Source organism: Neorhizobium sp. R1-B, assembly GCF_004368875.1.
Taxonomy (GTDB): domain Bacteria; phylum Pseudomonadota; class Alphaproteobacteria; order Rhizobiales; family Rhizobiaceae; genus Neorhizobium; species Neorhizobium huautlense.
Window position 1 is genome coordinate 208,594 of record NZ_SOEM01000001.1, and the last position, 25,690, is coordinate 234,283.

At 59.9% G+C, this 25,690-nt stretch carries 21 protein-coding genes; 7 read left to right on the forward strand and 14 right to left on the reverse strand.

What is annotated here, in order from left to right; translation table 11 throughout:
• Window positions 1-50: 50 nt before the first annotated feature.
• Window positions 51-1,469, reverse strand: coding sequence for an XRE family transcriptional regulator (locus EDE05_RS00935; RefSeq protein ID WP_134099482.1), 1,419 nt, complete (start codon window positions 1,467-1,469; stop codon window positions 51-53).
• 205 nt (window positions 1,470-1,674) lie between these two features.
• Here EDE05_RS00935 and aceA point away from each other — a divergent pair, with 205 nt between their 5' ends.
• Together aceA and EDE05_RS00945 are read left to right on the forward strand one after the other, a co-directional pair.
• On the forward strand, window positions 1,675-2,964 hold the full coding sequence (gene aceA, locus EDE05_RS00940; RefSeq protein WP_105374638.1) for an isocitrate lyase: 1,290 nt from the start codon (window positions 1,675-1,677) through the stop codon (window positions 2,962-2,964).
• Window positions 2,965-3,036: 72 nt separating this feature from the next.
• A complete protein-coding gene (locus tag EDE05_RS00945) occupies window positions 3,037-3,288 on the forward strand; it encodes a hypothetical protein (protein ID WP_105374639.1) in 252 nt (83 codons plus the stop codon).
• Here the strand turns inward: EDE05_RS00945 and EDE05_RS00950 are convergent, their stop codons facing one another.
• The 4 genes from EDE05_RS00950 to EDE05_RS00960 form a co-directional block, all read right to left on the reverse strand.
• Window positions 3,289-4,152: a LysR family transcriptional regulator gene (locus EDE05_RS00950; protein WP_134099485.1), complete on the reverse strand. Its 864-nt coding sequence runs from the start codon at window positions 4,150-4,152 to the stop codon at window positions 3,289-3,291. It lies immediately after the preceding gene.
• 296 nt (window positions 4,153-4,448) lie between these two features.
• On the reverse strand, window positions 4,449-6,290 hold the full coding sequence (locus EDE05_RS00955; protein WP_134099488.1) for a methyl-accepting chemotaxis protein: 1,842 nt from the start codon (window positions 6,288-6,290) through the stop codon (window positions 4,449-4,451).
• A 158-nt stretch (window positions 6,291-6,448) separates the two neighbouring features.
• Complete coding sequence (locus EDE05_RS26665; protein ID WP_165924093.1) at window positions 6,449-6,586, reverse strand: hypothetical protein; 138 nt, start codon at window positions 6,584-6,586, stop codon at window positions 6,449-6,451.
• A gap of 139 nt (window positions 6,587-6,725) precedes the next feature.
• Window positions 6,726-7,910 carry an NAD(P)/FAD-dependent oxidoreductase gene (locus tag EDE05_RS00960; RefSeq protein ID WP_245505053.1) on the reverse strand — a complete coding sequence of 395 codons (1,185 nt, stop codon included), beginning with the start codon at window positions 7,908-7,910 and terminating at the stop codon, window positions 6,726-6,728.
• A 125-nt stretch (window positions 7,911-8,035) separates the two neighbouring features.
• On the opposite strand from EDE05_RS00960, the gene EDE05_RS00965 reads away from it, so the two are divergent.
• From EDE05_RS00965 to edd, 5 genes are all read left to right on the forward strand, one after another.
• Window positions 8,036-9,475, forward strand: a complete 1,440-nt coding sequence (locus tag EDE05_RS00965) for a glutamine synthetase family protein (protein ID WP_105370695.1) — start codon at window positions 8,036-8,038, stop codon at window positions 9,473-9,475.
• A gap of 11 nt (window positions 9,476-9,486) precedes the next feature.
• A complete protein-coding gene (locus EDE05_RS00970; protein ID WP_134099491.1) occupies window positions 9,487-10,776 on the forward strand; it encodes an FAD-binding oxidoreductase in 1,290 nt (429 codons plus the stop codon).
• Window positions 10,777-10,878: 102 nt separating this feature from the next.
• Window positions 10,879-12,351 (forward strand): glucose-6-phosphate dehydrogenase, encoded by a 1,473-nt coding sequence (zwf, locus tag EDE05_RS00975; RefSeq protein WP_134099495.1) that lies wholly within the window; start codon window positions 10,879-10,881, stop codon window positions 12,349-12,351.
• Window positions 12,352-12,375: 24 nt separating this feature from the next.
• Window positions 12,376-13,074: a 6-phosphogluconolactonase gene (gene pgl, locus EDE05_RS00980; RefSeq protein WP_134099498.1), complete on the forward strand. Its 699-nt coding sequence runs from the start codon at window positions 12,376-12,378 to the stop codon at window positions 13,072-13,074.
• Between the two features lie 81 nt (window positions 13,075-13,155).
• Window positions 13,156-14,973 carry a phosphogluconate dehydratase gene (gene edd, locus EDE05_RS00985; protein WP_132408593.1) on the forward strand — a complete coding sequence of 606 codons (1,818 nt, stop codon included), beginning with the start codon at window positions 13,156-13,158 and terminating at the stop codon, window positions 14,971-14,973.
• 41 nt (window positions 14,974-15,014) lie between these two features.
• Here the strand turns inward: edd and EDE05_RS00990 are convergent, their stop codons facing one another.
• The 9 genes from EDE05_RS00990 to EDE05_RS01030 form a co-directional block, all read right to left on the reverse strand.
• A complete protein-coding gene (locus tag EDE05_RS00990) occupies window positions 15,015-15,371 on the reverse strand; it encodes a hypothetical protein (RefSeq protein ID WP_105370690.1) in 357 nt (118 codons plus the stop codon).
• 178 nt (window positions 15,372-15,549) lie between these two features.
• On the reverse strand, window positions 15,550-16,638 hold the full coding sequence (gene ugpC / locus EDE05_RS00995) for a sn-glycerol-3-phosphate ABC transporter ATP-binding protein UgpC (RefSeq protein WP_112797220.1): 1,089 nt from the start codon (window positions 16,636-16,638) through the stop codon (window positions 15,550-15,552).
• Window positions 16,639-16,656: 18 nt separating this feature from the next.
• Window positions 16,657-18,312 carry an alpha-glucosidase family protein gene (locus EDE05_RS01000; protein ID WP_134099501.1) on the reverse strand — a complete coding sequence of 552 codons (1,656 nt, stop codon included), beginning with the start codon at window positions 18,310-18,312 and terminating at the stop codon, window positions 16,657-16,659.
• Between the two features lie 35 nt (window positions 18,313-18,347).
• Window positions 18,348-19,508 carry a carbohydrate ABC transporter permease gene (locus EDE05_RS01005; protein ID WP_132408589.1) on the reverse strand — a complete coding sequence of 387 codons (1,161 nt, stop codon included), beginning with the start codon at window positions 19,506-19,508 and terminating at the stop codon, window positions 18,348-18,350.
• A 1-nt stretch (window position 19,509) separates the two neighbouring features.
• Window positions 19,510-20,523 (reverse strand): sugar ABC transporter permease, encoded by a 1,014-nt coding sequence (locus tag EDE05_RS01010; protein WP_134099504.1) that lies wholly within the window; start codon window positions 20,521-20,523, stop codon window positions 19,510-19,512.
• A 92-nt stretch (window positions 20,524-20,615) separates the two neighbouring features.
• Entirely contained in the window at window positions 20,616-21,977 is a 1,362-nt protein-coding gene (locus tag EDE05_RS01015) for an ABC transporter substrate-binding protein (protein ID WP_134099507.1), read from the reverse strand.
• Window positions 21,978-22,104: 127 nt separating this feature from the next.
• Complete coding sequence (folD, locus tag EDE05_RS01020; RefSeq protein ID WP_134099509.1) at window positions 22,105-23,004, reverse strand: bifunctional methylenetetrahydrofolate dehydrogenase/methenyltetrahydrofolate cyclohydrolase FolD; 900 nt, start codon at window positions 23,002-23,004, stop codon at window positions 22,105-22,107.
• Window positions 23,005-23,131: 127 nt separating this feature from the next.
• A complete protein-coding gene (locus tag EDE05_RS01025) occupies window positions 23,132-24,871 on the reverse strand; it encodes a hypothetical protein (protein ID WP_134099512.1) in 1,740 nt (579 codons plus the stop codon).
• Window positions 24,872-24,955: 84 nt separating this feature from the next.
• The gene (locus tag EDE05_RS01030) at window positions 24,956-25,609 is read right to left on the reverse strand and encodes a hypothetical protein (protein WP_134099515.1); all 654 of its coding nucleotides are present in this window, start codon (window positions 25,607-25,609) and stop codon (window positions 24,956-24,958) included.
• Window positions 25,610-25,690 lie beyond the last annotated feature (81 nt).

The following is a 25,690-nucleotide window of genomic DNA, read 5'->3' on the forward strand; positions in this document are numbered from 1 at the left end:
TAGAAAGGAATTTTTCCCACCACAAGGGGAAATGTGCACCGCCACAAAGGTCACTGGAAATCGAAGGCGCTCAAGCCGGTGACCATTTCGTCCAGACCGAGCGGGCGGGTGATCGGTGGCTCGGCACGGGAGAGGCAACCCTGCCGCTCGCAAAGGCGGCAGGCCGTGCCGGCGAGCACCGTTCCCATCGGCCCTGGCAATGCGCCGTCGTAGACAACATCACCTGCATTGGACAAGTCGCAACCCAGCAGAACGGCCGTGCGCCGGACACGCTCGCCGAAGCCGGCCTGGGGGCCTTCAAGCGTTCGCGAAATCGTGACAAACGCAGCGCTATCAGGCATTTCGACCCGGTCGACCAGGATCTGTCCAGGCTGGGCAAACGCGGCGTGAATGCCGAGCTTCGGACAGTGCCCGCCGAAACGTGCCAAGGGAAAACCCTGCGCCCCGGCGCGGCGGATCACATTCCCCGCATGATCAACCTCCATCAGGAAGAACGGGATGCCGGCAGCACCCGCACGCGCAAGCGATGTCAAGCGGCTGGCCGCCTGCTCGAAGGAAACTTCAAAACGGGACCGCAGCACATCGAGGTCGTAGCGGGCGCGTTGTGCCGCCGACAGGAATGCGCCATAGGGCATCATCAGCGCATGGGCGGCATAACGGGCGAGTTCGAATCTTCCAATCCGGCGCGCTTCGTTGGTCGAGAAGGCCAGTTCATCGAGTTCGGCTGCAATTTCCTGCCCGAGCGCCAGCAAGGCCACTTCCATTGCGAGCTCACGGGTGCGTTCGAAAGGCGAGAGGCGCTCGGACAGGAACAGACGCATCGAGTGGCGGTCATAACGGCGGCTCAGGTTCGGCATGGCATGAACGGGAAGCGCGCGCACCACGATGCCATGCTCACTCTTCAGCCAGGCCTTCAACGCGCCCGGCAGTTCGTCGCCGATGCCCAGCTTTGCTGCAAAGGCCTCAGCCGCGTTCTCGATCCGCATGAAGAAGTTGGGCCGTCGCTCCAGAACCTCGCGTACCTCATCGATCGGAAGACGTGCACCCGCGATCGAGGTTTCATGCCCCTCGCGGGCAAGAAGGTCGGCGAGATCGGAAAGCCGCGCCGCCTGCTCGCGATAGGCCCGGTAGAGTTTCATCAGGCCCAACGCTGCATTGGGGGCTGCTTCGACAACCTCGATGATTTCCTGATCGCCGGGAATTTCACCAACCAACAGCGGATCGGCGAAAACTTCGCGGAGTTGGCTCGCCAATCCGCCTGCCTCCCCCTGCAAGGCGTCAAGATCGACTTTGTAGACGGAAGCAAGCTTCAAGAGGAGCTGGACCGTCAACGGCCGTTGGTTTCGCTCGATCAGATTGAGATAGGAGGGCGAAATGCCCAGAGCGTCCGCCATCGCCGTCTGGGTCAGTCCGAGCCCCAGCCGCACCCGCCGGACCCGGGGACCTGCGAATATCTTCCGTTCTGCCAATTTGGCCTCTTTTACAAAATCCAGACAACTGCCGCTTTTACTGTTTTGACATCTTCACAGAGCCGTTTGTGAAAAGCAACACATCCTAACCCTTTTTCAGGCGCCAATTTTGCTTCTTTTCTGGCGGTGCAGCATTCCTTTCTGTAAATCTAGTCACACCAGAACGCGGTTGAGCGCAGTGGTTACTTTGTTGAGGAGAATGACAATGACAGATTTTTACACACTCGTTCCAGGAGCACCGAAGGACCGCTTCGAGGGTATTCAGCGCCCCTATTCGGCTGACGACGTAAAACGGCTGCGCGGCTCGGCCGATATCCGTTATTCGCTGGCGGAATTGGGCGCCAACCGTCTCTGGTCGTTGCTCCACAACGAGGACTTCGTCAACGCGCTCGGCGCCATGACCGGCAACCAGGCCATGCAGCAGGTTCGTGCTGGCCTGAAGGCAATCTATCTCTCCGGCTGGCAGGTCGCGGCCGACGCCAATACGGCATCCGCCATGTATCCGGACCAATCGCTTTATCCGGCCAATGCTGCACCGGAGCTGGCTCGTCGTATCAATCGCACGCTGCAGCGTGCCGACCAGATCGAAACTGCCGAAGGCAAGGGCCTTTCGGTCGAGACGTGGTTTGCTCCGATCGTTGCGGATGCGGAGGCCGGCTTCGGCGGCCCGCTCAATGCCTTCGAGATCATGAAGGCCTTCATCGAGGCTGGCGCTGCCGGCGTACATTATGAAGACCAGCTGGCTTCGGAAAAGAAATGCGGCCATCTCGGCGGCAAGGTTCTGATCCCGACCGCCGCCCATATCCGCAACCTGACTGCAGCACGTCTTGCAGCCGACGTCATGGGCACGCCGACACTGGTCATTGCCCGCACGGATGCCGAAGCAGCAAAGCTTTTGACCTCTGACATCGACGAGCGCGACCAGCCCTTCGTGGACTACGACGCCGGCCGCACCGTCGAAGGCTTCTATCAGGTCCGCAACGGGCTTGAGCCCTGCATCGCTCGCGCGGTGGCCTATGCACCCTATTGCGACCTCATCTGGTGCGAAACCTCGAAGCCGGATCTCGAGCAGGCCCGCAAATTTGCTGAAGGCGTCCACAAGGCGCATCCCGGCAAGATGCTCGCCTACAATTGCTCGCCTTCGTTCAACTGGAAAAAGAACCTGGACGACGCGACGATCGCCAAGTTCCAGCGTGAGCTCGGCGCGATGGGCTACAAGTTCCAGTTCATCACGCTCGCCGGCTTCCACCAGCTGAACTACGGCATGTTCGAACTCGCCCGCGGCTACAAGGACCGGCAGATGGCGGCCTATTCGGAGCTGCAGGAGGCGGAATTCGCGGCGGAGGTCAACGGCTACACCGCGACCAAACACCAGCGCGAAGTGGGCACCGGCTATTTCGATGCCGTCTCCGTGGCGATCACCGGCGGGCTTTCGTCCACCACCGCAATGAAGGAATCCACCGAGCACGACCAGTTCCGCCCCGCGGCTGAATAGTGGCCAAACTCCCTGCCCTTCTCGGAGGGCAGGGCCTTTCAAAAACCCCGATCAAAAAAGAGGAGAAATGCCATGACGATCCAAGCCCCAGTCAAGACCCATGTCAAGGAACGCGCCGAGGAACAGTCCTCCGCCATGACACCAGAACAGCAGGCGGCGATCCGTACACTCGCCAACGATCTGCATCGCCTGAACCATTCCATCATGAAGGCGGTCGAGGCGGGCGTTTCTGTCGAGCTCGTCCGGTCTGCCCGGCACCACGGCGGAGACGGCCATTGGGGAGACCTGATGATCCCCGTCATCGTGACGAACCGCATCCAGTAACTAAGGACGTTTACCGGCAAAGAGGTCTGAATTGCCTTTGACGAACCTCACCATGCGATCGACCACCGTCCGGATTTCCCGGCGGTGGCGATCGTCGTTGTTCATAACCACCCACTGGGTATGGCGAAGGCTGGCGATCTCGTCTCCCACCCGCTCCAGGCGCATATCCTGATCGCCCACGAAACAGGGAAGAACCGCAGTGCCGGCACCGGCAAGCGCGAGGTCGCGCAGGGAGCGCGGCCGGTTCACGGTAACCACGATCTGATCGGCCCGCTCTTCATGCGGCCAGCGCAGATAAGCGGAAATGGCGTCCTCCTCCGAAACTGCAAGCCATCGGTCCGCCATGGAGGGGTGCGCGCTTCGGGCACGATAGGCGGCATAGGCAACATCGCCGAGCTTCGTTGCTGCCAGGTTCGGCTCCTGCGGTTCAAAGGCGCGAATGCCGATATCGCTTTCCCGGTGCGCGAGGCTCGCCCGCCGCTCCGCCACATAAAAGTCGAGGCGAAAATTGTCCTCATCCGTACGGATGAGAGACAGGTTGCGGGTAAAGATCCAGGCAAGCCAGGTGCCGCATGCCACACGGACGAGAGGAGCAGTCACGCCTTTGTGCTTCCAGCTCTCGATCCGCCGGATCGTGCCCTCCATTTCCATGATTTGCGAAAACAGGGTCGAACCATCGGATGTCAGACGGTAACCCGTGCGACTGCGGACGAAGAGAGATCGCCCCACCGCTTCCTCCAGATCGAGCATGCGACGGCCAAGGGTTGCGGGGCTGAGGCCGCTGACGGCGGAAGCTCCCGACAGTCCTCCGTGGCGGGCCACCTGCATAAAAAGCTCGTAAGCGTCCCAAGTTATGTTTTTCATCAGTGAAAAACATAATGCGGTTTTTTCTCTATAAGAAGCACTTTTTTATGTTTAGAGGAGGAGACGGCTTTTCTAGAGGAGAAATTCCCGATGTATGAGAATGTCGTCGCCCTCATTCTTTCCCGCCCAATCTATCCCGCTGCGAAAGGTGACAGCCGGCAGGCTGAGGACGCTTATTACGAGCAGTTCGGTTCACTCGCCCCCAGCTGGATCTCCGGGGTGGCCGACCTGGTCGCTAGACTGAAAACAAGAAAGGGCGGCATCGCTGCCGCCCCACGGATTTCCGACAAGAAACCTCAAGCCGCCCGGGAAGCCTGCGGGTGCGAATGCTTCACGCCGTCGATGCGGAACTGCTGAACAAGTTGAAGCAGAGCGTCGGCCTCTTCGGCAAGACGGCGGCTCGCCTCGGTGGTTTCGCCGACCATTGCGCCGTTCTGCTGGGTCATCTGGTCCATGCGGTTGACCGAGTTGTTGATGTCTTGCAGGGCTGCCGACTGATCCTGGCTTGCGGTTGCGATCATGTCGACATGCTGGCTGACGCCGGTGATCTGCTGACTGATGGCCGCCAACACCGCACCCGCCTGTTGTACCAGACCGGCCCCGGAGCTTACTTCCTGGCTTGACTGCGTGATCAGATCCTTGATCTCGCTCGCCGCTCCGGCGGATCGTTGGGCAAGCTCGCGGACCTCCTGAGCCACGACGGCAAAGCCCTTGCCGGCCTCGCCTGCGCGCGCTGCCTCGATCCCGGCATTCAGCGCAAGGAGGTTGGTCTGGAAGGCGATATCGTCGATCACCTCGATGATCTGTTCGATTTTCCGCGAGGCCTCCTCGATACGCCCCATGGCGGCGACTGCGTTGTTGACCACGGTGCCGGAATTGTCGGCGCTCTTCTTGGTCTCCGAAACGGCGTGATTGGCTTCGCGGGCACGCTCGGCCGAAGACCGCACCGTTACCGTGATTTGGTCCACTGCGGCAGCGGTCTCTTCCAGCGAGGCTGCCTGGGTTTCGGTTCGGCGCGAGAGTTCGGTCGATGAATGGCTCAGACCGGCACTGCTCTTTTGGATGGAGAGCGTGCTTTCGCGGATATCGGAAAGAGTATCGCGTAGCCGGACGATAGAGCCGTTGAAGTCGTTGCGCAGTTGTTCAAGCCTGCCTGAGAAAACAGTCTCGATCGTGGTCGAGAGATCGCCCTGCGCCAAGCGGGATAGAGCCGCCGCCAGCTCGCTGACCGCAATATCGATCTGCTGATCGACACGTTGCTTTTCCTCATCGCTCCGGCGACGTTCCGCCTCTGCTTCGCTGCGCTCCTCCACGCTTCGACTTTCGATGAGCCGTTTTTCGCGGGCTGCGTCGCGGAACACTTCCAGCGCACGGGCGATGTTGCCGAACTCGTTGCGGCGCGCGGTATAAGGGATCTCGACCGCATCATTTCCGCCGGAGAGCGTGCGGACCGTGCTGGTCAGTACACCGAGCGGGCGGAGCAGGCTCCTCAGCGTGAAGAAGCTCACAAAGCCGATCAGGACGAGTGCAGCAACCGAACTGCCGACAATGACATAAGCCGAGGAGGCGATGTGATCGAAGTAGACCTCCATGGGGATGCCAATGAACAGGAGGCCTGTAACGGCATTGGAGGCGTTGGTAATCGGAAAATAGCCGGTCATGAAATCGCGGCCGAACAAGACGGCCGGGCCGAAATAGGCTTCACCGCGGGCAAGGAACGGCTGCGCCGGGTGTTCCGCGGCAAGCTTGGTGCCGATAGCACGTTCGCCCTTCTCCGTTTTCACGTTGGTGGAGACGCGAACATAATCGCTGCCGCGCTTTTCGAAGAGGGTAGCAACGCCACCGATAGCTCCGGCCGTACGGTCCACCAGGTCATGGTCACTCAGAACTCCATCCCCCTGAAGCACGCGGGAAACGAAACCGTCGCGGATTTCGCTCTTGGCGCCGGGCAGCTCAAGCTCGTAGAGCAGGCTCATGGTGCGAACCGCCTTATGGGCATCTGCTTTCGCCGTTTCCATGATATCGCCGCGCAGATGCACGTAGGCGAGACCGCCAACCGCGGCAATCGCGACGAAGATCATGAACAGACAGAAGAAGGCGATCCGCGATACGACGGACGATGGAAAAAATCTCGACATGCCCCAAGCCTTCCCTGTGGGATAAAGACAGTCGGATTATTATGAGCAATCTTTAAAATTTTACTGAACCAGTGGAATTCAAGATGCGACACCGCTTCAGTGAGTCATGCAGAGCAATGGCTGCGGAGAGCCAGCTTCTTTAAATTGCTTTCAAGCGATTAGTGAAAAAACGCCGGAAGGGAGAGAAGAGCTGCCATAGCCCCGATCGAGATCACCAGAAGCCGCAACCGCTTCTGCCTGGCGTCGTCCTTGACGAGTGCGATTGCAATTGCGCGGGCACGGCGGGTTTTCTGCATGAATCCTGAACCCCAAAAACGGTTGCTCTCGACGTCCTGCCGCGACCCGACAGGCTGCGTATACCAGCTCTTAACCACAGGATTTTGCTGGCATTAAGGCAGGATGAGGGAGGTATATTAAGAAGTGCTGAATCACGCACTACGACAATGCTTCCCCGCAAACATGGCCTGATGCCCAGGCCCACTGGAAATTATAACCGCCGAGCCAGCCGGTCACATCAACGCATTCGCCGATAAAATAGAGACCGGGCACCGCCTTCGCCTGCATGGTCCTGGAATCCAGTTCGGATGTATCGACGCCGCCAAGGGTCACCTCCGCCGTCCTGTAACCTTCCGAACCGGCAGGCCGGATCGTCCAATTCTGTATTGCAGCGGCAAGCCCTGCGATCGCCTTGTCCGAAAGATCCGCCAGATGTCCCGTCACGCCTCTCGTCTCGACAAAAAATTGCGCCAGCCGTTTGGGCAAAGCTTCTGCAAGCACCGTCTGCGCAGCCTGCCTGCCGTTGACCTTGCGCGCTGCTTTAAGCATGGACGCAACATCCAGGTCCGGTTCGATCACCAGGGTGATGTCGTCTCCTTCCCGCCAGAAGGAGGATATCTGCAGGATGGAAGGGCCACTCAGGCCGCGATGAGTAAACAGCAGCGCTTCCCGGAAAGCCGTCTTGCCGTGTCGTACCTCCGCCGCCACCGAGACGCCGGATAGCGGCGACAGTCTCTCCAACAGGTTCGGGTCGAGCGTCAGCGGCACGAGCGCCGGACGTGTTTCGATGACCTTCAGGCGGAACTGTTTCGCAATCTCGTAGGCAAAGCCGGTTGCCCCCATCTTCGGAATCGATTTGCCGCCCGTCGCAACGACGAGTGCTGCTGCTTCCACGGCACCTTCAGACGTTGCGATGCGAAAGCCATCCGGAGTCTTTTCGATCGAAGTGACCTGCTTCTGCAGTTCGAGGACCACTCCTGCCGCCTGCATTTCGATGAGCAGCATGCGAATGATATCTTTGGCGCTTTCGTCGCAGAAGAGCTGCCCGAGCGTCTTCTCATGCCAGCCGATCTTGTGCGCCTCGACCATGTCGAGGAAATCGCGCGGCGTGTAGCGGGCAAACGCCGACTTGGCGAAATGCGGATTGGAGGACAGATAATTCCTGGCGCTGGCATGGATGTTGGTGAAGTTGCATCGCCCGCCGCCGGAGATGCGGATCTTCTCCCCCGGCGCCTTCGCATGGTCGAGCAACAGGACCGAACGTCCGCGGGCTCCGGCACGGATCGCGCACATCATCCCTGCGGCGCCTGCGCCCAAAATCACCACGTCGAATTTTCGCGTCACCCGGCGCTCCATCGTTTCCCCGTTGGCTCTTCGCCATCCCCGGCGCCAAAGTCAATGACGCCCCCTCGCCAAGCGCCAATCCGTGGCTATGATGGGAACTTCGATCAACCTCACTCCGGTGTGTCATGCCGCGCAAAAAAGCCAATCCCGCCCCCGCAACCGGCACCGTGCTCAAAGCAGCCGCTGCCCAACCGACGCTCACCTCCCTTCGAGGCGTGGCGGACTGGCGGGAGGCCACCGCGTGGCTGAGAGCGCGGGGGATCGAGGATGTCGAATGCATCACACCCGATCTGGCCGGCGTTCCGCGCGGCAAGATGATGCCATCTTCGAAATTCACGTCGAATACTTCGCTTGCGCTGCCCTCCGCCCTTTACCGCCACACAATCTCAGGTGAATATCCCGAAGAAACCGGCACTTTCCGTTACGAGCCGCGGGACAGCGACCTGAAGCTGATGCCTGATCTGTCCACTCTCGCGGTCGTTCCGTGGGAGACGGACCCGACGGCGCAGGTGATCTGCGATATCGTCGATACGGATGGCAAGGCTGTGGCCTACACGCCGCGCAATGTGTTGAAGAACATTGTTAGGCTTTACGAAGAACGCGGATGGAAACCTGTCGTAGCCCCGGAAATCGAATTTTACCTTGTCGCCAAAAACGACGACCCTGACTATCCCCTGCACCCGCCGAAAGGCCGGTCGGGCCGTTCGATCCTCGGTGGCCAGGGTTATTCGATTGCCGGCATCAATGAATTCGACGAGCTGATCGACGACATCTATCACTTTTCCGAAAAGCAGGGGTTGGAGATCGACACCCTCATTCATGAGGAAGGTCCGGCGCAACTCGAGATCAACCTGCGCCATGGCGATCCGATCGAACTCGCCGACCAGGTTTTCATGTTCAAGCGGACGATCCGCGAAGCAGCCCTGAAGCACGGGATTTACGCCACCTTCATGGCCAAACCGATGCAGGGCCAGGCGGGTTCGGCGATGCACATCCACCAGTCGGTGGTCGACATCAAAACCGGCAAGAACGTCTTCTCGAACCCGGACGGCTCCGCCTCGAAGGAATTTTTCCACTTCATCGGCGGCATGCAGACTTATGTGCCCAAGACGCTCGCCATGATGGCTCCCTATGTGAACTCCTACCGCCGCCTGACGCCCGACATGTCGGCACCGGTCAACAATGCCTGGGGCTACGATAATCGTACCACCGCCTTCCGTGTGCCAGTTTCGGACGCGAACGCCCGCCGCGTCGAAAACCGACTGCCGAGCTCGGACGCCAATCCTTATCTGGCGCTCGCGGCGTCGCTCGGCTGCGGCCTGCTCGGCATCATGAACGGGATTGAGCCGGCGCCGCCCACGGAAGATACGGCCAACGAAGGCTCGATCGATCTGCCTCGTGGCCTGCTCGAAGCCGTATCGTTGCTGGAATCAGAACCAGCCCTGGCGCAGGTCTTCAGCCCCGAGTTCATAGGCCTCTATGCGGGCGTCAAGCGTGGGGAATTTGAGACCTTCATGCAGGTCATCAGCCCGTGGGAGCGGGAATTCCTGCTTCTCAACGTGTGAGGGCTGGTGTTTTGGACAAGTGGCAGAGCCCGATAGCGCCGGGGGTTTCCTGGTATCAGGCAACCGTTGGCGAACGACCGACCTATCCCGCCCTCGACGAATCGAAGACGGTCGATGTCGCGATCGTCGGCGGCGGCTATACCGGGCTTCAGGCCGCCTACAACCTCGCCAGGAGCGGTATTTCCACCACCCTGATCGAGGCATATCGCCTCGGCGACGGCGCTTCGGGACGCAATGGGGGGCAGATGGGCACCGGCCAGCGCTGGTGGCCGGAAGAATTCGAGAAGGAGTTGGGCTATGAACGCTCGAAGGCGCTCTTCGATATGGCGGAGCATGCCAAGCGCCATCTTCTCGATTTTGCCGATGTTCACGGCATCGACATGGATTACATGCCGGGGCAGATGAATGTCGCCCACAAGCCGGGACACGAGAGGGAATATCGTGCGAATGCCGAGATTGCCGCGGAACGTTACGCCTATCCCCATATCTCGTTCATGGACGCCAGGGAAACCGCAGAACGGCTCGGCACCGGGGATTATCACTGCGGCGTCCGGGATACGGGCACAGGCCACATTCATCCCCTGAAGCTGCTGATCGGTCTTGCGAGCGTTGCCAGGTCGGCCGGCGCTCAGATCCACGAAATGACGAAGGCAACGGCCATCCGGCAGAGCGGCGGAAAGATCAAGGTAGATACACCGTCCGGGACGTTGACGGCCGGCCGGGTGCTGATCGCCACAAACGCCTATGTCGGCGAACTGGAACCTGTCACGTCCGCACATATCATGCCGATCGGCTCCTTCATCGCAGCCACGGAACCGCTCGATGATTTTCCAACGGTCATTCCGGGCGGCGAGGCGGTGGCCGATTCGCGATTCGTCGTGAGATATTTCCGCAAGTCGCGCGACAACCGTCTCCTGTTCGGAGGGCGCGAGGTCTATTCCTCTCGCGACCCGAAAGATACTGCGCAGGCCATCCGCCAGCAAATCATCGCCACCTATCCGAGCCTGAAAAACATTGCGATCACGCATGCATGGGGCGGCAATGTGGGAATCACGATGCCGCGCCAGCCTTTCGTGCGCGAAGTCATGCCGGGTGTGACCTCGATCGGCGGTTATTCCGGTCACGGCGTCATGCTGTCAAACTATTGTGGCAAGCTCTATGCTGACATGATTTCCGGCAATGCGACCGAACTGGATCACCTTGCCGCACTGGATGTTCCCGCCTTTCCAGGCGGGCGTCATATGAGAACGCCGTTGCTTTTTCTGGCCCTCACGTGGTTTGCGCTGCGCGACAGGCTCTGACAAGCAAGCGACCCTACGAGGTCCTCAACATCAATTCGGGCTAGCCTTTTTAAATCGATTAGATTAAGTATGCCCCCAACCATCCAGGACGAAAGAACAGAGATGAGCAGCCAGATCATCCCAGTCGAAGCCTTTGATTGCGTCGTGTTCGGCGGAACCGGCGACCTCGCAGAGCGCAAGCTCCTGCCGGCCCTTTACCACCGTCAGGTGGAGGGTCAGTTTACGGAACCAACCCGTATCATCGGCGCTTCCCGCAGCAATCTCTCACATGAAGATTATCGAAAATTTGCCCAGGACGCATTGAAGGAGCACCTGAAGAAGGGCGAATACGACGAGGCTGAAGTTCAAGAGTTCTGCCAGCGGCTCTACTACGTCTCGATCGATGCCAAGTCCGATCAGGGCTGGGATGCGCTCAAGAAGCTCATCGATGATGGAAAAGAACGGGTGCGCGTTTTCTATCTCGCCGTTGCGCCCGGCATCTTCGGAGCAATTTCCGAGAAAATCCGCGACCACAAGCTGATCACGAAAGCAACCCGGATCGTCGTGGAAAAGCCGATTGGCCGCGATCTCGCCTCAGCGCTCGAACTCAACGATACGATCGGCAAGGTTTTCCGCGAAGAGCAGATCTTCCGCATCGACCACTATCTCGGCAAGGAGACGGTGCAGAACCTGATGGCGCTGCGATTCGCCAACGCGCTCTACGAGCCGTTGTGGAATGCCGAGCATATCGATCACGTGCAGATCACGGTTGCGGAGGCTGTCGGGCTCGAAGGCCGCGCCGGTTATTACGATACGGCCGGCGCGCTGCGCGACATGGTTCAGAACCATATCCTGCAGCTTCTCTGCCTTGTCGCCATGGAAGTCCCTTCCTCGATGAATTCGGAATCGGTGCGCGACGAAAAGCTCAAGGTGCTACGGGCGCTGAAGCCGATCACCGAAGCCAATGTCGAACAATTCACGGTGCGAGGCCAGTACCGCGCGGGCGCTTCAGCCGGCGGCCCCGTTAAGGGCTATCTCGACGAGCTGGAAGGCGGCGTCTCCAATACCGAGACATTCGTGGCCATAAAGGCCGAGATCGGCAACTGGCGCTGGGCCGGCGTGCCCTTCTATATCCGCACAGGCAAGCGCCTCGCCAATCGGGTTTCCGAGATCGTCATCACCTTCAAGCCGATCCCGCACAATATCTTCGACAATGCCGCGGGCCGAATTGCCGCGAACCAGCTGATCATCCGCTTGCAGCCGGACGAGGGTGTGAAGCAATCATTGATGATTAAGGACCCAGGTCCCGGCGGAATGCGGCTTCGCGAGGTTTCGCTCGACATGAGCTTTGCGGAAGCGTTCGCGGTTCGCAATCCCGACGCCTATGAGCGGCTCCTGATGGACACGATCCGCTCCAACCAGACCCTTTTCATGCGCCGTGACGAGGTGGAAGCCGCGTGGCGCTGGGTCGACCCGATCCTCAAGGGTTGGGAAGCAACCGGCCAGCAGGTGCAGGGCTATACCGCCGGAACCTGGGGACCCAGCCAAGCGATCGCGTTGATAGAACGGGATCACCGCACCTGGCACGAAGGCTGACGATAGGAAGGGCGAGACCGGGCAATGACCGCGAACCTGCATGACTTTCCCGATGCCGCAACACTTGCTGCCGCCCTGGCGGACGAGGTTGCGGCACGCCTGGCCGCCGCGATCCGCGAACGGGGGATCGCGTCCATCGCAGTCTCTGGCGGTTCCACACCGAAAAAGTTCTTCGAGACCCTGTCGGCACGCGATATCGATTGGAGCAAGGTCACGGTCACTCTGGTCGACGAGCGTTTCGTACCGGCCGACAATCCGCGCTCCAACCATCTTCTGGTCGCGACGCATCTCCTGAAGGACAAGGCTGCGACGGCGAAGTTCATCCCGCTTTATTATGATCGACCCTCAATCGACGAAGCTGCGGTCGCGGCAACAGATAAGACGGCGGGCATTGGAAATCCTTTCGATGTCGCCATCCTCGGCATGGGAACCGATGGCCATACGGCCTCGTTCTTCCCGCGCGGCAATAATCTCACGAAAGCGCTCGATCTTTCTGGCCCTCGCGGCGTTCTGACCATGGAGGCGGAAGGTGCTGGCGAGGAGCGGTTGACCTTCTCCTTTGCAAGCCTTTCGGACGCGCGTTTCCTGGTCCTTCATATCGAAGGTCAGGGCAAGCGGGACGTGCTGGAAAAGGCGAAGGCTGGTTCCGACGAAGCGGAGATGCCGATCCGCGCCGTGCTCAATCACGCTGCGTCGCCGCTAGAGATCTACTGGGCGCCGTAAAGGCGCAGGATTTTCAACAGGAGCAATCCCGGTCGGCTTTCGCCATTCCCAAGCCGGGCTTGACGGATGAGGACAAGACCCATGGCCGCCCATTCCAGCATCGAGGCTATCACCGCCCGCATCGTAGAACGATCAAAGCCGCACCGTGAGGCCTATCTCGACCGCGTCCGGCGAGCGGCATCGCGAGGCCCGCACCGGTCGACACTCTCCTGCGGCAATCTCGCACACGGTTTTGCGGTCTGTTCCCCCGCCGAAAAGGATGCGCTCGCGGGCGACGTCGTTCCGAACCTCGGCATCATCACAGCCTATAACGACATGCTCTCCGCCCACCAGCCCTACGAGATCTTCCCGCCGATCATCCGGGAAGCCGCCCGGGAGGCAGGCGGGATCGCGCAGGTTGCGGGCGGCGTGCCGGCTATGTGCGACGGTGTCACCCAAGGGCAGCCGGGCATGGAACTATCGCTGTTCTCGCGGGATGCGATCGCCATGGCGGCCGGCATCGGCCTTTCCCACAACATGTTCGACGCAGCAGTCTTCCTCGGCATCTGCGACAAGATCGTACCCGGCCTGGTGATCGCCGCGCTGAGCTTCGGCCACCTGCCCTCCGTCTTCATCCCGGCAGGCCCGATGACTTCGGGTCTACCGAACGACGAGAAGTCGCGCATCCGGCAGCTCTATGCGGAAGGCAAGGTCGGCCGCGCAGAACTTCTCGACGCCGAGTCGAAGTCCTATCACGGCCCCGGCACCTGTACCTTCTACGGCACCGCAAACTCCAACCAGATGCTGATGGAAATCATGGGCTTCCACATGCCCGGCGCTTCCTTTGTCAATCCGGGTACGCCGCTGCGCGAAGCATTGACTCGAGAAGCCGCCAAGCGGGCGCTCGCCATCACCGCCCTCGGCAATGAATTCACACCAGCCGGCGAGATGATCGACGAACGTTCGGTGGTCAATGGCGTCGTTGGCCTGCACGCCACCGGCGGCTCGACAAACCACACGCTCCACCTCGTCGCCATGGCGCGCGCGGCCGGCATTCACCTGACATGGCAGGACATCTCCGACCTTTCGGATGTCGTCCCCCTGCTCGCCCGCGTCTATCCGAACGGTCTGGCGGACGTGAACCATTTCCACGCCGCCGGAGGCATGGGCTTCCTCATCAAGCAGCTCCTGAAGCAAGGCTTCTTGCATGACGACGTTCGCACCGTCTTCGGCCACGGCCTCGATGCCTATACCGTCGAAGCGAAACTCGATGCTCAAGGCCAGGTGGTGCGGGAGCCGGCACCGGCCGAAAGTGGAGACAAGAAAGTTCTGTCGACCATAGAGACACCTTTCCAGTCCACCGGCGGGCTGAAGATGCTGACCGGCAATCTCGGCAAGGCCGTCATCAAGATTTCCGCGGTAAAGCCGGAGCGCCACATCGTCGAAGCGCCGGCCATTGTTTTCCATGATCAACAGGGGCTGCAGGACGCTTTCAAGCGCGGCGAACTCAACAAGGATTTTGTCGCAGTCGTCCGCTTTCAGGGGCCGAAAGCAAACGGCATGCCCGAACTCCATCGTCTTACGCCTCCGCTGGGCGTGCTGCAGGACCGCGGCTTCAAGGTCGCGCTGGTGACTGACGGGCGCATGTCAGGTGCCTCGGGCAAGGTGCCGGCGGCGATCCATATTACCCCGGAAGCTTCCGACGGCGGACCCATCGCCAAGATCAAGGACGGAGACATGGTCCGGCTTGACGCCGTCGCAGGTACGCTGGAGGTACTGGTGGATGCGGGCGAGTTTGAAGCGCGGACGCCTGTTGTCGCCGACCTTTCGGGCAACGAGTTCGGCATGGGCCGAGAGCTCTTCGCCGCATTCCGCCGCAATGTCGGTCACGCGGACCAGGGTGCAAGCGTGTTTGCATAAATGAATGGGCGGCCAGAGTCGCCCATCGAAAATTTCCGACTTCACCAGGATCGGATGTCGAGCGTCCGGTCGCGATGGTTGGGATGGGTCGAAAACACGAAAATCCGGTCCATCTCCTTCTGCGTGAGAAGGCGCAGGAAACGGACTTCGATCGTGTTGTTGGCATTGGTGCGCATCAACAGGCAGCCGACCTTGGTGATCCGCGCATCCGGAATATCGAGGTAAAACTGCTGAGGCAGATTGTACTGGGTCAGGATACCGATAACGGCGCTGCTCTGGGAAATGCGCAGCACGTCGCAGCGGCGCTGCGCCATGTTCATCACGCCTTTTTCCGTATATTCGATGCGCGCCGCATTCATCGTGTCTTCCATCTTGAACCGGGCTTCCCGGTCGTACATGAAAGACTCTTCCTTACTCAAAAAGTGATTTTTGTTTTTTGGAGCCGCACTCACGACGTCCCTCCTTCGTTTATGAGAAGAAGGCTAGCCGGTGAAATTTAACAGAGCGTTTTGAAGTCTCAATCCAGAACAATTCCCAACAACGCTCGGTGGTTTATAGTAAACGGCGGCTTATCCCTTATTTCCGATAGCTCTTACCTTCTGCATCAAAAAGGTGCAGCTTCGCAGGGTCGGCGGCAAAGCGCATAGCGTTCCCCTTCTTCGCGTTCAGAATTCCGGGAATCTTGGCGATAATCGGTTCCTGGTCGGCAAGCCCCTCAATGTAAAGCAACGTTACTTCTCCGAGGGCTTCGACGATCGAGACCTGCCCTTCGAAAAGATATTCCTCGCCAGTCGCGATCGAAAGATCCTCCGGGCGCACGCCGAAGCTTGCAGCCTTGCCTTTTTCAGTAGCGGCAGTCGCGATCGGGAGACGCACCGACTTGCCGCCCCTCAGTGATACGGTGGTGGTCTCGCCAGTCTCGGTTATCGTTGCAGGAATGATGTTCATCGCCGGCGAACCGATGAAGCGTGCGACGAAGAGGTTGTGGGGACGCTCGTAAAGCTCGAGCGGTGCCCCCACCTGTTCGATACGCCCGGCCGAGAGTACAACGATACGGTCCGCAAGCGTCATCGCCTCCACCTGGTCGTGGGTGACGTAGATCATCGTGGTATCGGGCATCGCCTCGTTGAGTTTGGCGATCTCGATGCGGGTCGCCACCCGAAGCGCGGCGTCGAGGTTGGAGAGCGGCTCGTCGAACAGGAAGACCTTCGGATTGCGGCAGATGGCCCGGCCGATCGCCACGCGCTGCCGCTGCCCGCCCGAGAGCGCCTTCGGCAACCGGTCGAGATAGGGCGTGAGCTGCAGGATGTCGGCAGCCGAGCGGACGCGACGGTCGATCTCCTGCTTGCTTTCCTTGGCGATCCGCATGCCGAAGGCCATGTTGTCGTAAACCGTCATGTGCGGATAAAGCGCGTAGGATTGGAAAACCATGGCGATGCCGCGGCGCGAAGGCGGAACCTCGTTCACCAACTGATTGTCGATAAACATTTCCCCGCCTGTGATGCTCTCGAGACCGGAGATCATCCGCAACAGCGTGGATTTTCCGCAGCCCGAAGGACCGACGAAGACCACGAACTCGCCCTGCTTGATGTCCAGGTCGATGCCATGCAGCACCTTCACCTGACCATAGGCCTTGCGGATATCCTTAAGCACGACACCAGCCATGTTTCCCTCCCGTTTTCGTTAGGCGTGGCGGGCGAAGAACGCCCCCCAGGCCGGTAGTTCGATGCGTCGGCCTTCGAGGCCGCTTTCAAATCCATGCCCCGTTAAAATCTCCCAATCGCCGATAGGCAATTCCGTCGAGGTCTCGCTTGGGCTCATATTGAACAGGCAAAGCACGGTCTCGTTACCGTACTGCCGCTTGTAGCCGAGCACCGGCCCATCTTCCGGCAGGAAGGCGATATCGCCCTTTGCAAAGGCCGGGTGCTGCTTGCGGAACGCCAGAAAGCGACGGTACTGCTCCAGCACGGAAGCGGGGTCGCCATATTGGGCGCCGACGGCGCGGAGCTGATGTTCGACGGGGATGGGCAACCAGGTTCGCTCGGCTGTCGAAAAACCGGCCTGCAACGCCTGTGCGTCCCACACCATGGGGGTGCGGCAACCATCCCGCCCCTTGAATTCCGGCCAGAACTGAATGCCGTATGGATCCTGCAGATCGGCATAGGCGATATCTGCCTCGGTGAGGCCCAATTCCTCGCCCTGATAGATGCAGACCGAACCGCGTTGGGTCATGAGGATCGCAGCCGACATTTTTGCATAGCCATCGCGGTCGAGAAGGTCGTGGCCCCAGCGACTGACGTGGCGCACGACGTCGTGGTTCGAGAAGGCCCAGCAGGCCCAGCCGTCCGGCGCGGCGACCGAGAAGGCGTTCTGCACTTCTGCGACACGCGCAGGCGTCAGCGGATCGGGCGCCAGGAACTCGAACGCGTAGCACATCTGCATCTTGTCGGTGCCGGAGGTATATTCGCCAACGATCTCAAGGCCCCGCTGGCTGTCGCCGACCTCACCGACAGCGGCGATCGCCGGAAACTCGTCAAGCACGGCCCGGAAGCGTCTCAGGAATTCCAGGTTTTCAGGCCGGTTCTTGTCGTAGACATGTTCCTGGAAGTTATAGGGGTTTACTGCCGGTGCGGTGGATGCATTGCGCCGCGAGGGATCAAGCGCCGGGTTGTCGCGCAGTTCCTTGTCGTGGAAATAGAAGTTGATCGTATCCAAACGGAAACCATCGACGCCGCGCAACAGCCAGAAACGGGTCATGTCCAGGAGCGCATCCTGCACTTCCGGATTGTGAAGATTGAGGTCCGGCTGCGATGTCAGGAAGTTGTGCATGTAATACTGCATGCGCGTCGGATCCCAGGCCCAGGCGGATCCACCGAATATCGACAACCAGTTGTTCGGCGGCGTTCCATCCGGTCTTGCATCGGCCCAGACATACCAGTCGGCCTTGGGATTGAAGCGGCTGGACCGGCTCTCGATGAACCATGGATGCTGGTCGGAGCTGTGGGACATCACAATATCGATCATCACCTTGATGCCAAGCCGATGGGCTTCCGAGATCAGACCGTCAAAGTCGGAGAGCGACCCGAACATCGGATCGACATCGGTGTAGTTCGAGACATCGTAGCCAAAGTCCCTCATGGGTGAGGGGAAGAACGGCGATATCCAGATCGCATCGGCCCCGAGCGCGGCGACATGCGGTAGGCGCGCAGTGATACCCTTCAGGTCACCGATGCCGTCGCCGTTCGAATCCTGGAAGGACCGCGGATAAATCTGATAGATGACCGCCCCACGCCACCAATCCTTGTCCAGCTCCGCGGGTTTTTCGTGCGAAATGATCATTCAATATCCTGTAGTTGACACAATAAGCCTGCGGCTCAGCCGCCCTTGACCGAGCCGGCAAGCAATCCGCGGACGAGATACCGCTGAAGTGCAAAAAAGACGATAATCGGCACCACAATCGTGATGAAGGCGGAGGCGGTGAGAATTTCCCACTTTCCGCCCATGGAGCCCAAAAGCGCATTGAGCGCGCCGGTCAGGACAAGCTGATCCTTGCCTGTACCGAGAAAGACCATGGCGACCAGAAGGTCGTTCCATGTCCACAGGAACTGAAAGATGGAGAAGGATGCCAAAGCCGGAAACGACAGCGGCAGGATGATCTTCACGAAGATCTCGAAATCGCTCGCGCCGTCAACCCGGGCGGATTCGATAATCTCCCTCGGCAGGCCTGCGATGTAGTTGCGCAGAAGGTAGATCGCGAGCGGCATTCCGAAGGCCGAGTGGGCAAGCCAGATGCCCGCATAGCTGCGTGACGGCACTCCGAACAAGTTGCCGATCTCGTTATACATCCTGAGAAGTGGAATGAGGGACATCTGCAAGGGCACGACGATCAGCCCGACCACCATGGCAATGATCAGCGCACGCCCGGGAAACTCCATCCAGGACAGCGCGTAGGCGGCAAAAGCGGAGATCAGGATCGGGATGATGGTCGCAGGAATCGCGACCGTCAGGGAATTGACGAAGGATTGTCCGATACCTTGAGAGGTGAGCACGGTCCGGTAGTTGTCGAGGGTAAATGAGGGCGGCGCCGCGATGGAGAGATAGACGCGCTTTCCACGCTCGCCGTCGAAGGGAGCATTCTTCGTATAGACGTAGCTGCCGTCCTCGTTGATCGTCAGCATCTCGCCGTCGCCGAGGTCGGCCGCCTGCCCGGCTTCGAATTCCGTCGGCGCCGCGACGCGCGTGCCGAAGGCGCGAACCGCCCCGCTCTGGCCTTGCTCGAAGACCGAGCCGGAAATGACGTAGTTCGCCCCCTCCTGTCTGGCGGTGGACGGCTCGCCAAGGCGGGCAGCACTTGTCTCGGCAGCGCCGGTGAATGCCGTCCACCAGCCCGACGCGGCGATCTGGCCTGCATCGCGGAATGAGGTGACGAGGATGCCGATGGTCGGGATAAGCCAGATAATGCAGATCACCAGGACCGACAAATGGACGATGAGGCGCGGGAGCCCGATACGGCGGAGGCTGACGGCAGGGTTCATCTCAATGGCCTCCCATTTCCTTGTTCGCCTGGCGGATATTCCAGATCATGATCGGCGTTACGGCGGCCATGATGATGAGCGCGATGACCGCGCTTCGTCCGCTGTCCCCCCCGCCACGGAACATCCAGTCGAACATCAGGTTCGCCAGGACCATGGTGTTCCACTGGCCGTTCGTCATGGTCAGCACGATGTCGAAGACTTTCAGAACGAGAATCGTGATGGTCGTCCAGACGACGGCAATCGTGCCCCAGATCTGCGGCACCATGATTTTCCAGAAAATCTGCCAGCCGCTGGCGCCGTCGATGACGGCGGCCTCAATCGTCTCCTCCGGGATGCCGCGAAGCGCTGCCGACAGGATGACCATAGCAAAACCGGTCTGTATCCAGATCAGGATCGCCATCAGGAAGAAGTTGTTCCAGAAGGGAAGCGATATCCACACCTGCGGATTGCCGCCGAAGAACTGCACGACAGCATTCAGGAGGCCGATCTGAGTCTCGCTGCCGCCGCGATATTCGTAGATGAATTTCCATATGACGGAGGCGCCGACGAAAGAGATCGCCATCGGCATGAAGATCAGGCTCTTGGCAAGATTGCCCCACCAGATCCGATCAGTCAGCACGGCGATAACGAGGCCGAAGAAGGTGCAGGCCGCCGGTACCACCGCAAGCCAGAGGATATTGTTGAAGATCGATTGGCGAAACTGGTCGTCCTGTATGGCCCAGCGGTAGTTCGAAAGACCCACGAAATTTCCGCCCGACCGATCGTAAAAGGACAGGATGAACGTCGCCACCACCGGATAGACCAAATAGACGACCAGCAGGATAAGGGCCGGCCCCAGAAACAGCCAAGGGCGAACCATAGCCCGCCGGTTGAGGTTTACCGACGCCGCGTGGACATTGTCCACCGGGACCGGAAACACGAGTTGCAGAATCTTGTCGGAGAGCCAGTAATACAAGGCACAGATGAAAACGCCGGCGATCACAACGCCGACGGCTGAAACGACCTGCGATATCATGCCTCTCCCCTTTTCACCGATTTTTCCGGATTATTCTGAAGGCACCGCGCCGGAAAGCCGGCGCGGCGAAATGTAGGTTTATGTTCGGCGTTTTATTTCAGGCCGTCCCAAGCCTTCTGTATGTCGGTCGCAACCGTCTTGGCATCCTTGCCGCCGACATAATTGACCATGCCGGTCCAGAAGGCGCCGGCGCCGATCTTGCCCGGCATCAGGTCGGATGCATCGAAACGGAAGGTCGTTGCGGTGGTCAGAAGTTCGCCCTGCTTCTTCATGACGTCATTGGCATACGCATCCGGGTTGGCGCCCTTGAACGGCGTCAGGAACGATGACTGCGCCATCCACACCTCGTGGGCAATCGGCGTCTTCAGGAATTCGATAAAGGCCTTGGCTGCGGGTGAATCCTTGGTGATGGCAAACATCGTACCGGCGCCTAGAACGGGTGTGCCGAGCTCGGGCTTGGAGGCGTAGGTCGGCAGATAGAAGAAGTCAGCATCGGCGCCGAGCTTCGTACCCGGCGGGAAGAAGGACGGTACGAAGGATGCCTGGTGATGCAGGTAGCATTTCGGCGGAATGCCGAAGAGGCCTTTCGGGCTGTCGCGGAAGTCGGTCGAGGCAACCGCAGCCACGCCACCGCTCACATATTTCTCGTTCTTGGCGAACTTGCCGAACTCCTCGATCGCGCCCACTACGGCCGGATCGTCAAACTTGATTTCGTTACTTACCCACTTGTCGTAGGTTTCGGGGGTCTGGGTGCGCAGCATCATGTCTTCGACCCAGTCCGTTGCGGGCCAGCCTGTGGCGCCCCCGGAACCGAGGCCGATGCACCAGGGAACGCCGCCATCCTCAACGATCTGGTCGCTGAGCTTGATCAGTTCCTCCATGGTCTTGGGAACCTCGTAGCCCGCCTCTTCGAAATTTTCAGGTACATACCAGACCATGGACTTGAAATCGGCCTTGAACGGGAAGCCGAAATAGGCCTCTTGTCCATCCTTGCCCTTATAGGTGCCGTACCGGATCCAGCCCTCGCCTGCACCGTAATTCTGCTTCACCCAATCGGCGTTCTCCTGGCCGAGCGGCGTCAGGAAGCCCTTGGTAGCCAGATCGGCCAAAAGGCCCGGCTGCGGAATGATCGCGATATTCGGGGGCGAGCCCGCTTGCGTATCGATGACGATCTGCTGCTCGTAGTTTTCCGAGGAGGAATATTTGCCGTTGATACCGGTCGCCGCATTGAAGTAGGCCAGAACGCTGTTGAACAGCACCTCGTCCTCGCCACGCCAGGGGCCGAAAAGCGTCAGATTTTGCCCCTTGAGGTTGGCATTGGCGGCTTTGAAATCCTCGTAGCTCTTCCAGTTGAAGCGCGCGTCCTGACCCGGCGCAAACTTGAGCTCCTGGGCGGCTGCGCTTCCTGCGAGAACGACCGCGAGCGCCGTACCGATCCAAAATAGTGTCTTCATGAAACTACCCTCCCATTGTCCCGGCTTTTCTACCCAACCGGGAGTTCCAAAACATGGAAAGAGATTTAACGCTCTTGCGGAGGAGTCAACCCCCTCCGGCAGCGGCATTCAGAATATTTTAAATCGATTAAAATCTGGGAGCGGTTTTTCCGGCGGCGCGATAGGCGGCGATTACCGTATTGGCCATCAGCATGGCGATGGTCATTGGGCCGACACCGCCTGGTACGGGCGTGATGGCTCCAGCGATTTCTGCCGCATCCACATAAGAGACGTCACCAACAAGACGGCTCTTTCCCTCACCCTTGTCCGGGGCCGGCACGCGGTTGATGCCGACATCTATCACTGTAGCTCCCGGCTTCACCCAATCCGCCTTGACCATCTGCGGCCGTCCCACAGCAGCAACCAGGATATCGGCATTGCGGCAGACCGAGGCGAGATCCTTTGTCCTGGAATGCGCCATGGTCACGGTCGCATTGGCGGCCAGCAGCAACAGGCCCATCGGCTTGCCGAACAGGTTGGAGCGGCCGATGACGACGGCGTTGAGGCCGGAAAGATCTCGGCCGTGGATGCGGTTGACGAGCAGCATTGCGCCGGCCGGCGTGCAGGAAATAAGGCCAGTTTCCAGGTCTCCGGTGGCGATCTTGCCCGCATTGACGACATGCAGGCCGTCAACGTCCTTTTCTGGCGAAATCGAGAGAATCACCGGTTCCGCCTTCAGATGTTTCGGCAGGGGAAGCTGCACGAGAATACCGTGGATTGCCGGATCGGCATTCAATCCGGCGACGAGCTCTTCAAGCTCTTCCTGCGTCGTCTCTTCAGCAAAGCTATGCTGGATCGAATTGAATCCGCACTGCTTGGCCATCTTGCTCTTGGAGCTCACATAGGCGTGGCTCGCCGGATCGTTGCCGACGATGACGACCGCGAGCCCCGGCTTGACGCCCGTTTCTCTTTCAAGAGAAGCGGTCGCCGCGGTTACGGCTGCAATCACGGATGCTGCCGCCTCTTTGCCATCGATCACTACAGCCACGCGTCACCCTCCCGCTTGAAACCGCCGCCAATCTACAAAGCGGGTATCGGTCGGATTTGCCCGCCAACGCCCTATGCTGGTCGCAGGCGGCAAATGCAAGCTGATTCGATGTCGCGGATGTCCGTTATTACCGCGTCGACCCGCGGCGGGCGGAATAGGACTGAACCCTCTCCCGAAGCTCCGTCATGTTACGGCGCAATTCGCGAACCTCTTCAGCTTTTCGAATATCCTCAGGGGAGGATCGCGCCGCGCTATAAGACGGCGGATAGGCACTCCCGCCCGACATAACGGCCGCGACCAGCGGCGGCAGGTCAATCTCGCGCGACGGTCTGCGGTTGGCGATCAGCATCTCGCGGATCTGCTCGGCAAGCGGCACGTCATTGGCAGGCGCCGCGTAGCGCGTTTTTCGGCGAAATGCCGGAAGATCCCGCTGAGGTTCGTAATAGTCGGCATCGTCCTCATCCTCGAGCGTCTCGACCGGGTCGACAGCCTCGAGCTCCCTGTGGGCTGGCTCGGGCTCTACGGCAAAATCGAAAGCGGGCTCCTCGTCCATCCCGTCCGACCCGGAGCTGCGACGCGTGAGGCCAGAGAGAGCAAGGCCAAAGCAAAGGCCAGCTACGGCACCGGCGGCTGATGCCTGCATCATCGACAGGCCCGCCGGCTGCGCGGTCTCTGCCGTCGCCGGGCTTAGGATTTCGACCTTGGCGGCCGGCGGCGCCGCCTGGCCTTCCGACCGGTGAAGGGCGTCGAGATAGTTCTGACGCGCCTCTTTCGCCGCGTCTTCAAGCGCTGCGAGCCTCGTTGCAGACTCGGCTATTTCCTTGTCATCCGGTTTTCGGGATTGCTTGTTCTTCAGTTCGGCCAGGCGCCGGGCAACGGCCGTCTCCTGTTGGCGAAGCGTCGAGGAGAGTTGTTTCAGGGCCTTCTGGATATCCAGCCGAACCTCTTGCAGCGCAGCCTGCGCGGCGAGAAGGCGCGGGTGGCGCGGACCGAGATTGCCCGAGAGCTGATCGACGGCGAGCTTTGCCTCGACATGCCTTTGGCGCTGGTATTCAAGGCCGGTATAATCCAGATTATCCGGCAGCGGCTTGTTGAGCACATCTTCCAGCGTCATGGCGGACGCTCGTGCAGCTCTGATCTTGAGGTGCGCGAGTTCCGCCTGCACCTCGGCGACTTCTGCGACCAGCTGCTTTTGTTCATTTTGGCTGCGACGCAATTCGGCCAGCTTCTGTCCGCCGGTCTCCTCTGCGAAGCCGGCAAGCGCCGCCTCCGCGCGTTCGAGTGTCTGACGGAGCTTTTCGACCACGGGCTCCGACGTGGCGGCGCCTGCGACTGCAAGTTCGCCGCGGAATGTGTCTCCCAGCATGTTGGCGATTTTTGCCGCCTCGCCAGCATCCGCAGCGGAGGCCGAGATCACAACCTCATTCGTCCCTTGGTTATAACCAACCGTAAGCGCCTGCGAGAGCCGTTCACGCAGCCGGTTTTCGGCCTGCGAGACCGTCATTTCGCTACCGGAAACGATATCCGACACGACCCGAACGACACTTGGGCGATCCATCCCGAATTCGCTGTCATCCCGAAGGTTGAGTGCGCCGATAAGATTGTCGAGAACCTGTTTGGAGCGGAGCGCTTGCAAGGCTCCCTCAACCGCGTCTTCGCTGGCTGCTTCGACTTTCAGCCGGGTGGTTGCTTCATAAGTTTGCGGGAGGCCATCGCCGAGCAGCAATGGCAGAGCTCCGCCAACCAGCATCGCGGCACCCGTTTTCCACAGCGTCCACCGCATGCGGGAAAAGACAGAGCCAAGACCGGACCGCAAAGCGCCCGGCCTGGAATCCTGCTCTTCAACGATTTTCGCCGACTGGTACATGGGGCGACCGCAATAACCGTGCTCTCGGCATCCCCGAGGTTGCCGTTGATTAAGGCAGTCTAAATTTTTATGGCAAATAAAGAGTTAACTTCTGATGCCGATGAGGGACTGAGGCAGCAGCCCGCTGCTCCTTCGCCTGTGCCGAACTGGTTTGTTCTTGAGAAAATCGGTGAGACCGGCTCCTGCGAATATCGTCAGTCCAGCATGGCCCGCTGCAAGCCAGCGCGCGATCCGAATTTCCTGCGCCGCGGTCGCTGCATCCACGATAATGAAGTCCAGAGCCGGAAGTACTTCCTGTCCCGGACCAACCACAATGATCTCATGCCATGGCGCATGGCGGGCAAAGTGCTCTCGCAATACCCTCAGGCGGGCAATGTCCTCGCCGGCAATACCGATTCGGTAACTCTTTTCGAGGAAAGTCAGGAGCGCCGGAAGGAAGGTGGTTGCCGAAAACCGTTCAGGCGCAGACCTCTCGCATATTCCGCTCACCAACATCCCGAAAACACGGCCGCCACTCGGTAACATCAGACGATGGCCGAGCTCGCTTCGGTAGGCCGGATCGATGAGCTGGCGCAAGAAGCTGCGACCATCGAGAAAGGCAAGTGCAGTCCGGTTGCCTCGCAACGAGACTATCCCTTCGACAAGGCTGAGCGCTGCGTCCCAGCCAAGGTCACACACCTGCAGCCCGAGCAGGTTCCCGGGCCGAGGCGATATCTGGAATTCTCCGGATGCGTTCATTACTGCGCTCAACAATGGGAAGGCCAATCTCTTCCAACGTTAAACAGAGCGCTCTGAACCCACCTTTAAATTGATCGCTAA

What these genes read in the sequence shown, in the direction of transcription:
- aceA (WP_105374638.1), top strand. Translation starts at nt 1,675, where the DNA reads ATGACAGATTTTTACACACTCGTTCCAGGAGCACCGAAGGACCGCTTC.
- EDE05_RS00945 (WP_105374639.1), top strand. Translation starts at nt 3,037, where the DNA reads ATGACGATCCAAGCCCCAGTCAAGACCCATGTCAAGGAACGCGCCGAG.
- EDE05_RS00950 (WP_134099485.1), bottom strand. Translation starts at nt 4,152, where the DNA reads ATGAAAAACATAACTTGGGACGCTTACGAGCTTTTTATGCAGGTGGCC.
- EDE05_RS00955 (WP_134099488.1), bottom strand. Translation starts at nt 6,290, where the DNA reads ATGTCGAGATTTTTTCCATCGTCCGTCGTATCGCGGATCGCCTTCTTC.
- EDE05_RS26665 (WP_165924093.1), bottom strand. Translation starts at nt 6,586, where the DNA reads ATGCAGAAAACCCGCCGTGCCCGCGCAATTGCAATCGCACTCGTCAAG.
- EDE05_RS00965 (WP_105370695.1), top strand. Translation starts at nt 8,036, where the DNA reads ATGCCGCGCAAAAAAGCCAATCCCGCCCCCGCAACCGGCACCGTGCTC.
- zwf (WP_134099495.1), top strand. Translation starts at nt 10,879, where the DNA reads ATGAGCAGCCAGATCATCCCAGTCGAAGCCTTTGATTGCGTCGTGTTC.
- pgl (WP_134099498.1), top strand. Translation starts at nt 12,376, where the DNA reads ATGACCGCGAACCTGCATGACTTTCCCGATGCCGCAACACTTGCTGCC.
- edd (WP_132408593.1), top strand. Translation starts at nt 13,156, where the DNA reads ATGGCCGCCCATTCCAGCATCGAGGCTATCACCGCCCGCATCGTAGAA.
- EDE05_RS00990 (WP_105370690.1), bottom strand. Translation starts at nt 15,371, where the DNA reads ATGTACGACCGGGAAGCCCGGTTCAAGATGGAAGACACGATGAATGCG.
- ugpC (WP_112797220.1), bottom strand. Translation starts at nt 16,638, where the DNA reads ATGGCTGGTGTCGTGCTTAAGGATATCCGCAAGGCCTATGGTCAGGTG.
- EDE05_RS01000 (WP_134099501.1), bottom strand. Translation starts at nt 18,312, where the DNA reads ATGATCATTTCGCACGAAAAACCCGCGGAGCTGGACAAGGATTGGTGG.
- EDE05_RS01005 (WP_132408589.1), bottom strand. Translation starts at nt 19,508, where the DNA reads ATGAACCCTGCCGTCAGCCTCCGCCGTATCGGGCTCCCGCGCCTCATC.
- EDE05_RS01010 (WP_134099504.1), bottom strand. Translation starts at nt 20,523, where the DNA reads ATGATATCGCAGGTCGTTTCAGCCGTCGGCGTTGTGATCGCCGGCGTT.
- EDE05_RS01015 (WP_134099507.1), bottom strand. Translation starts at nt 21,977, where the DNA reads ATGAAGACACTATTTTGGATCGGTACGGCGCTCGCGGTCGTTCTCGCA.
- EDE05_RS01025 (WP_134099512.1), bottom strand. Translation starts at nt 24,871, where the DNA reads ATGTACCAGTCGGCGAAAATCGTTGAAGAGCAGGATTCCAGGCCGGGC.
- EDE05_RS01030 (WP_134099515.1), bottom strand. Translation starts at nt 25,609, where the DNA reads ATGAACGCATCCGGAGAATTCCAGATATCGCCTCGGCCCGGGAACCTG.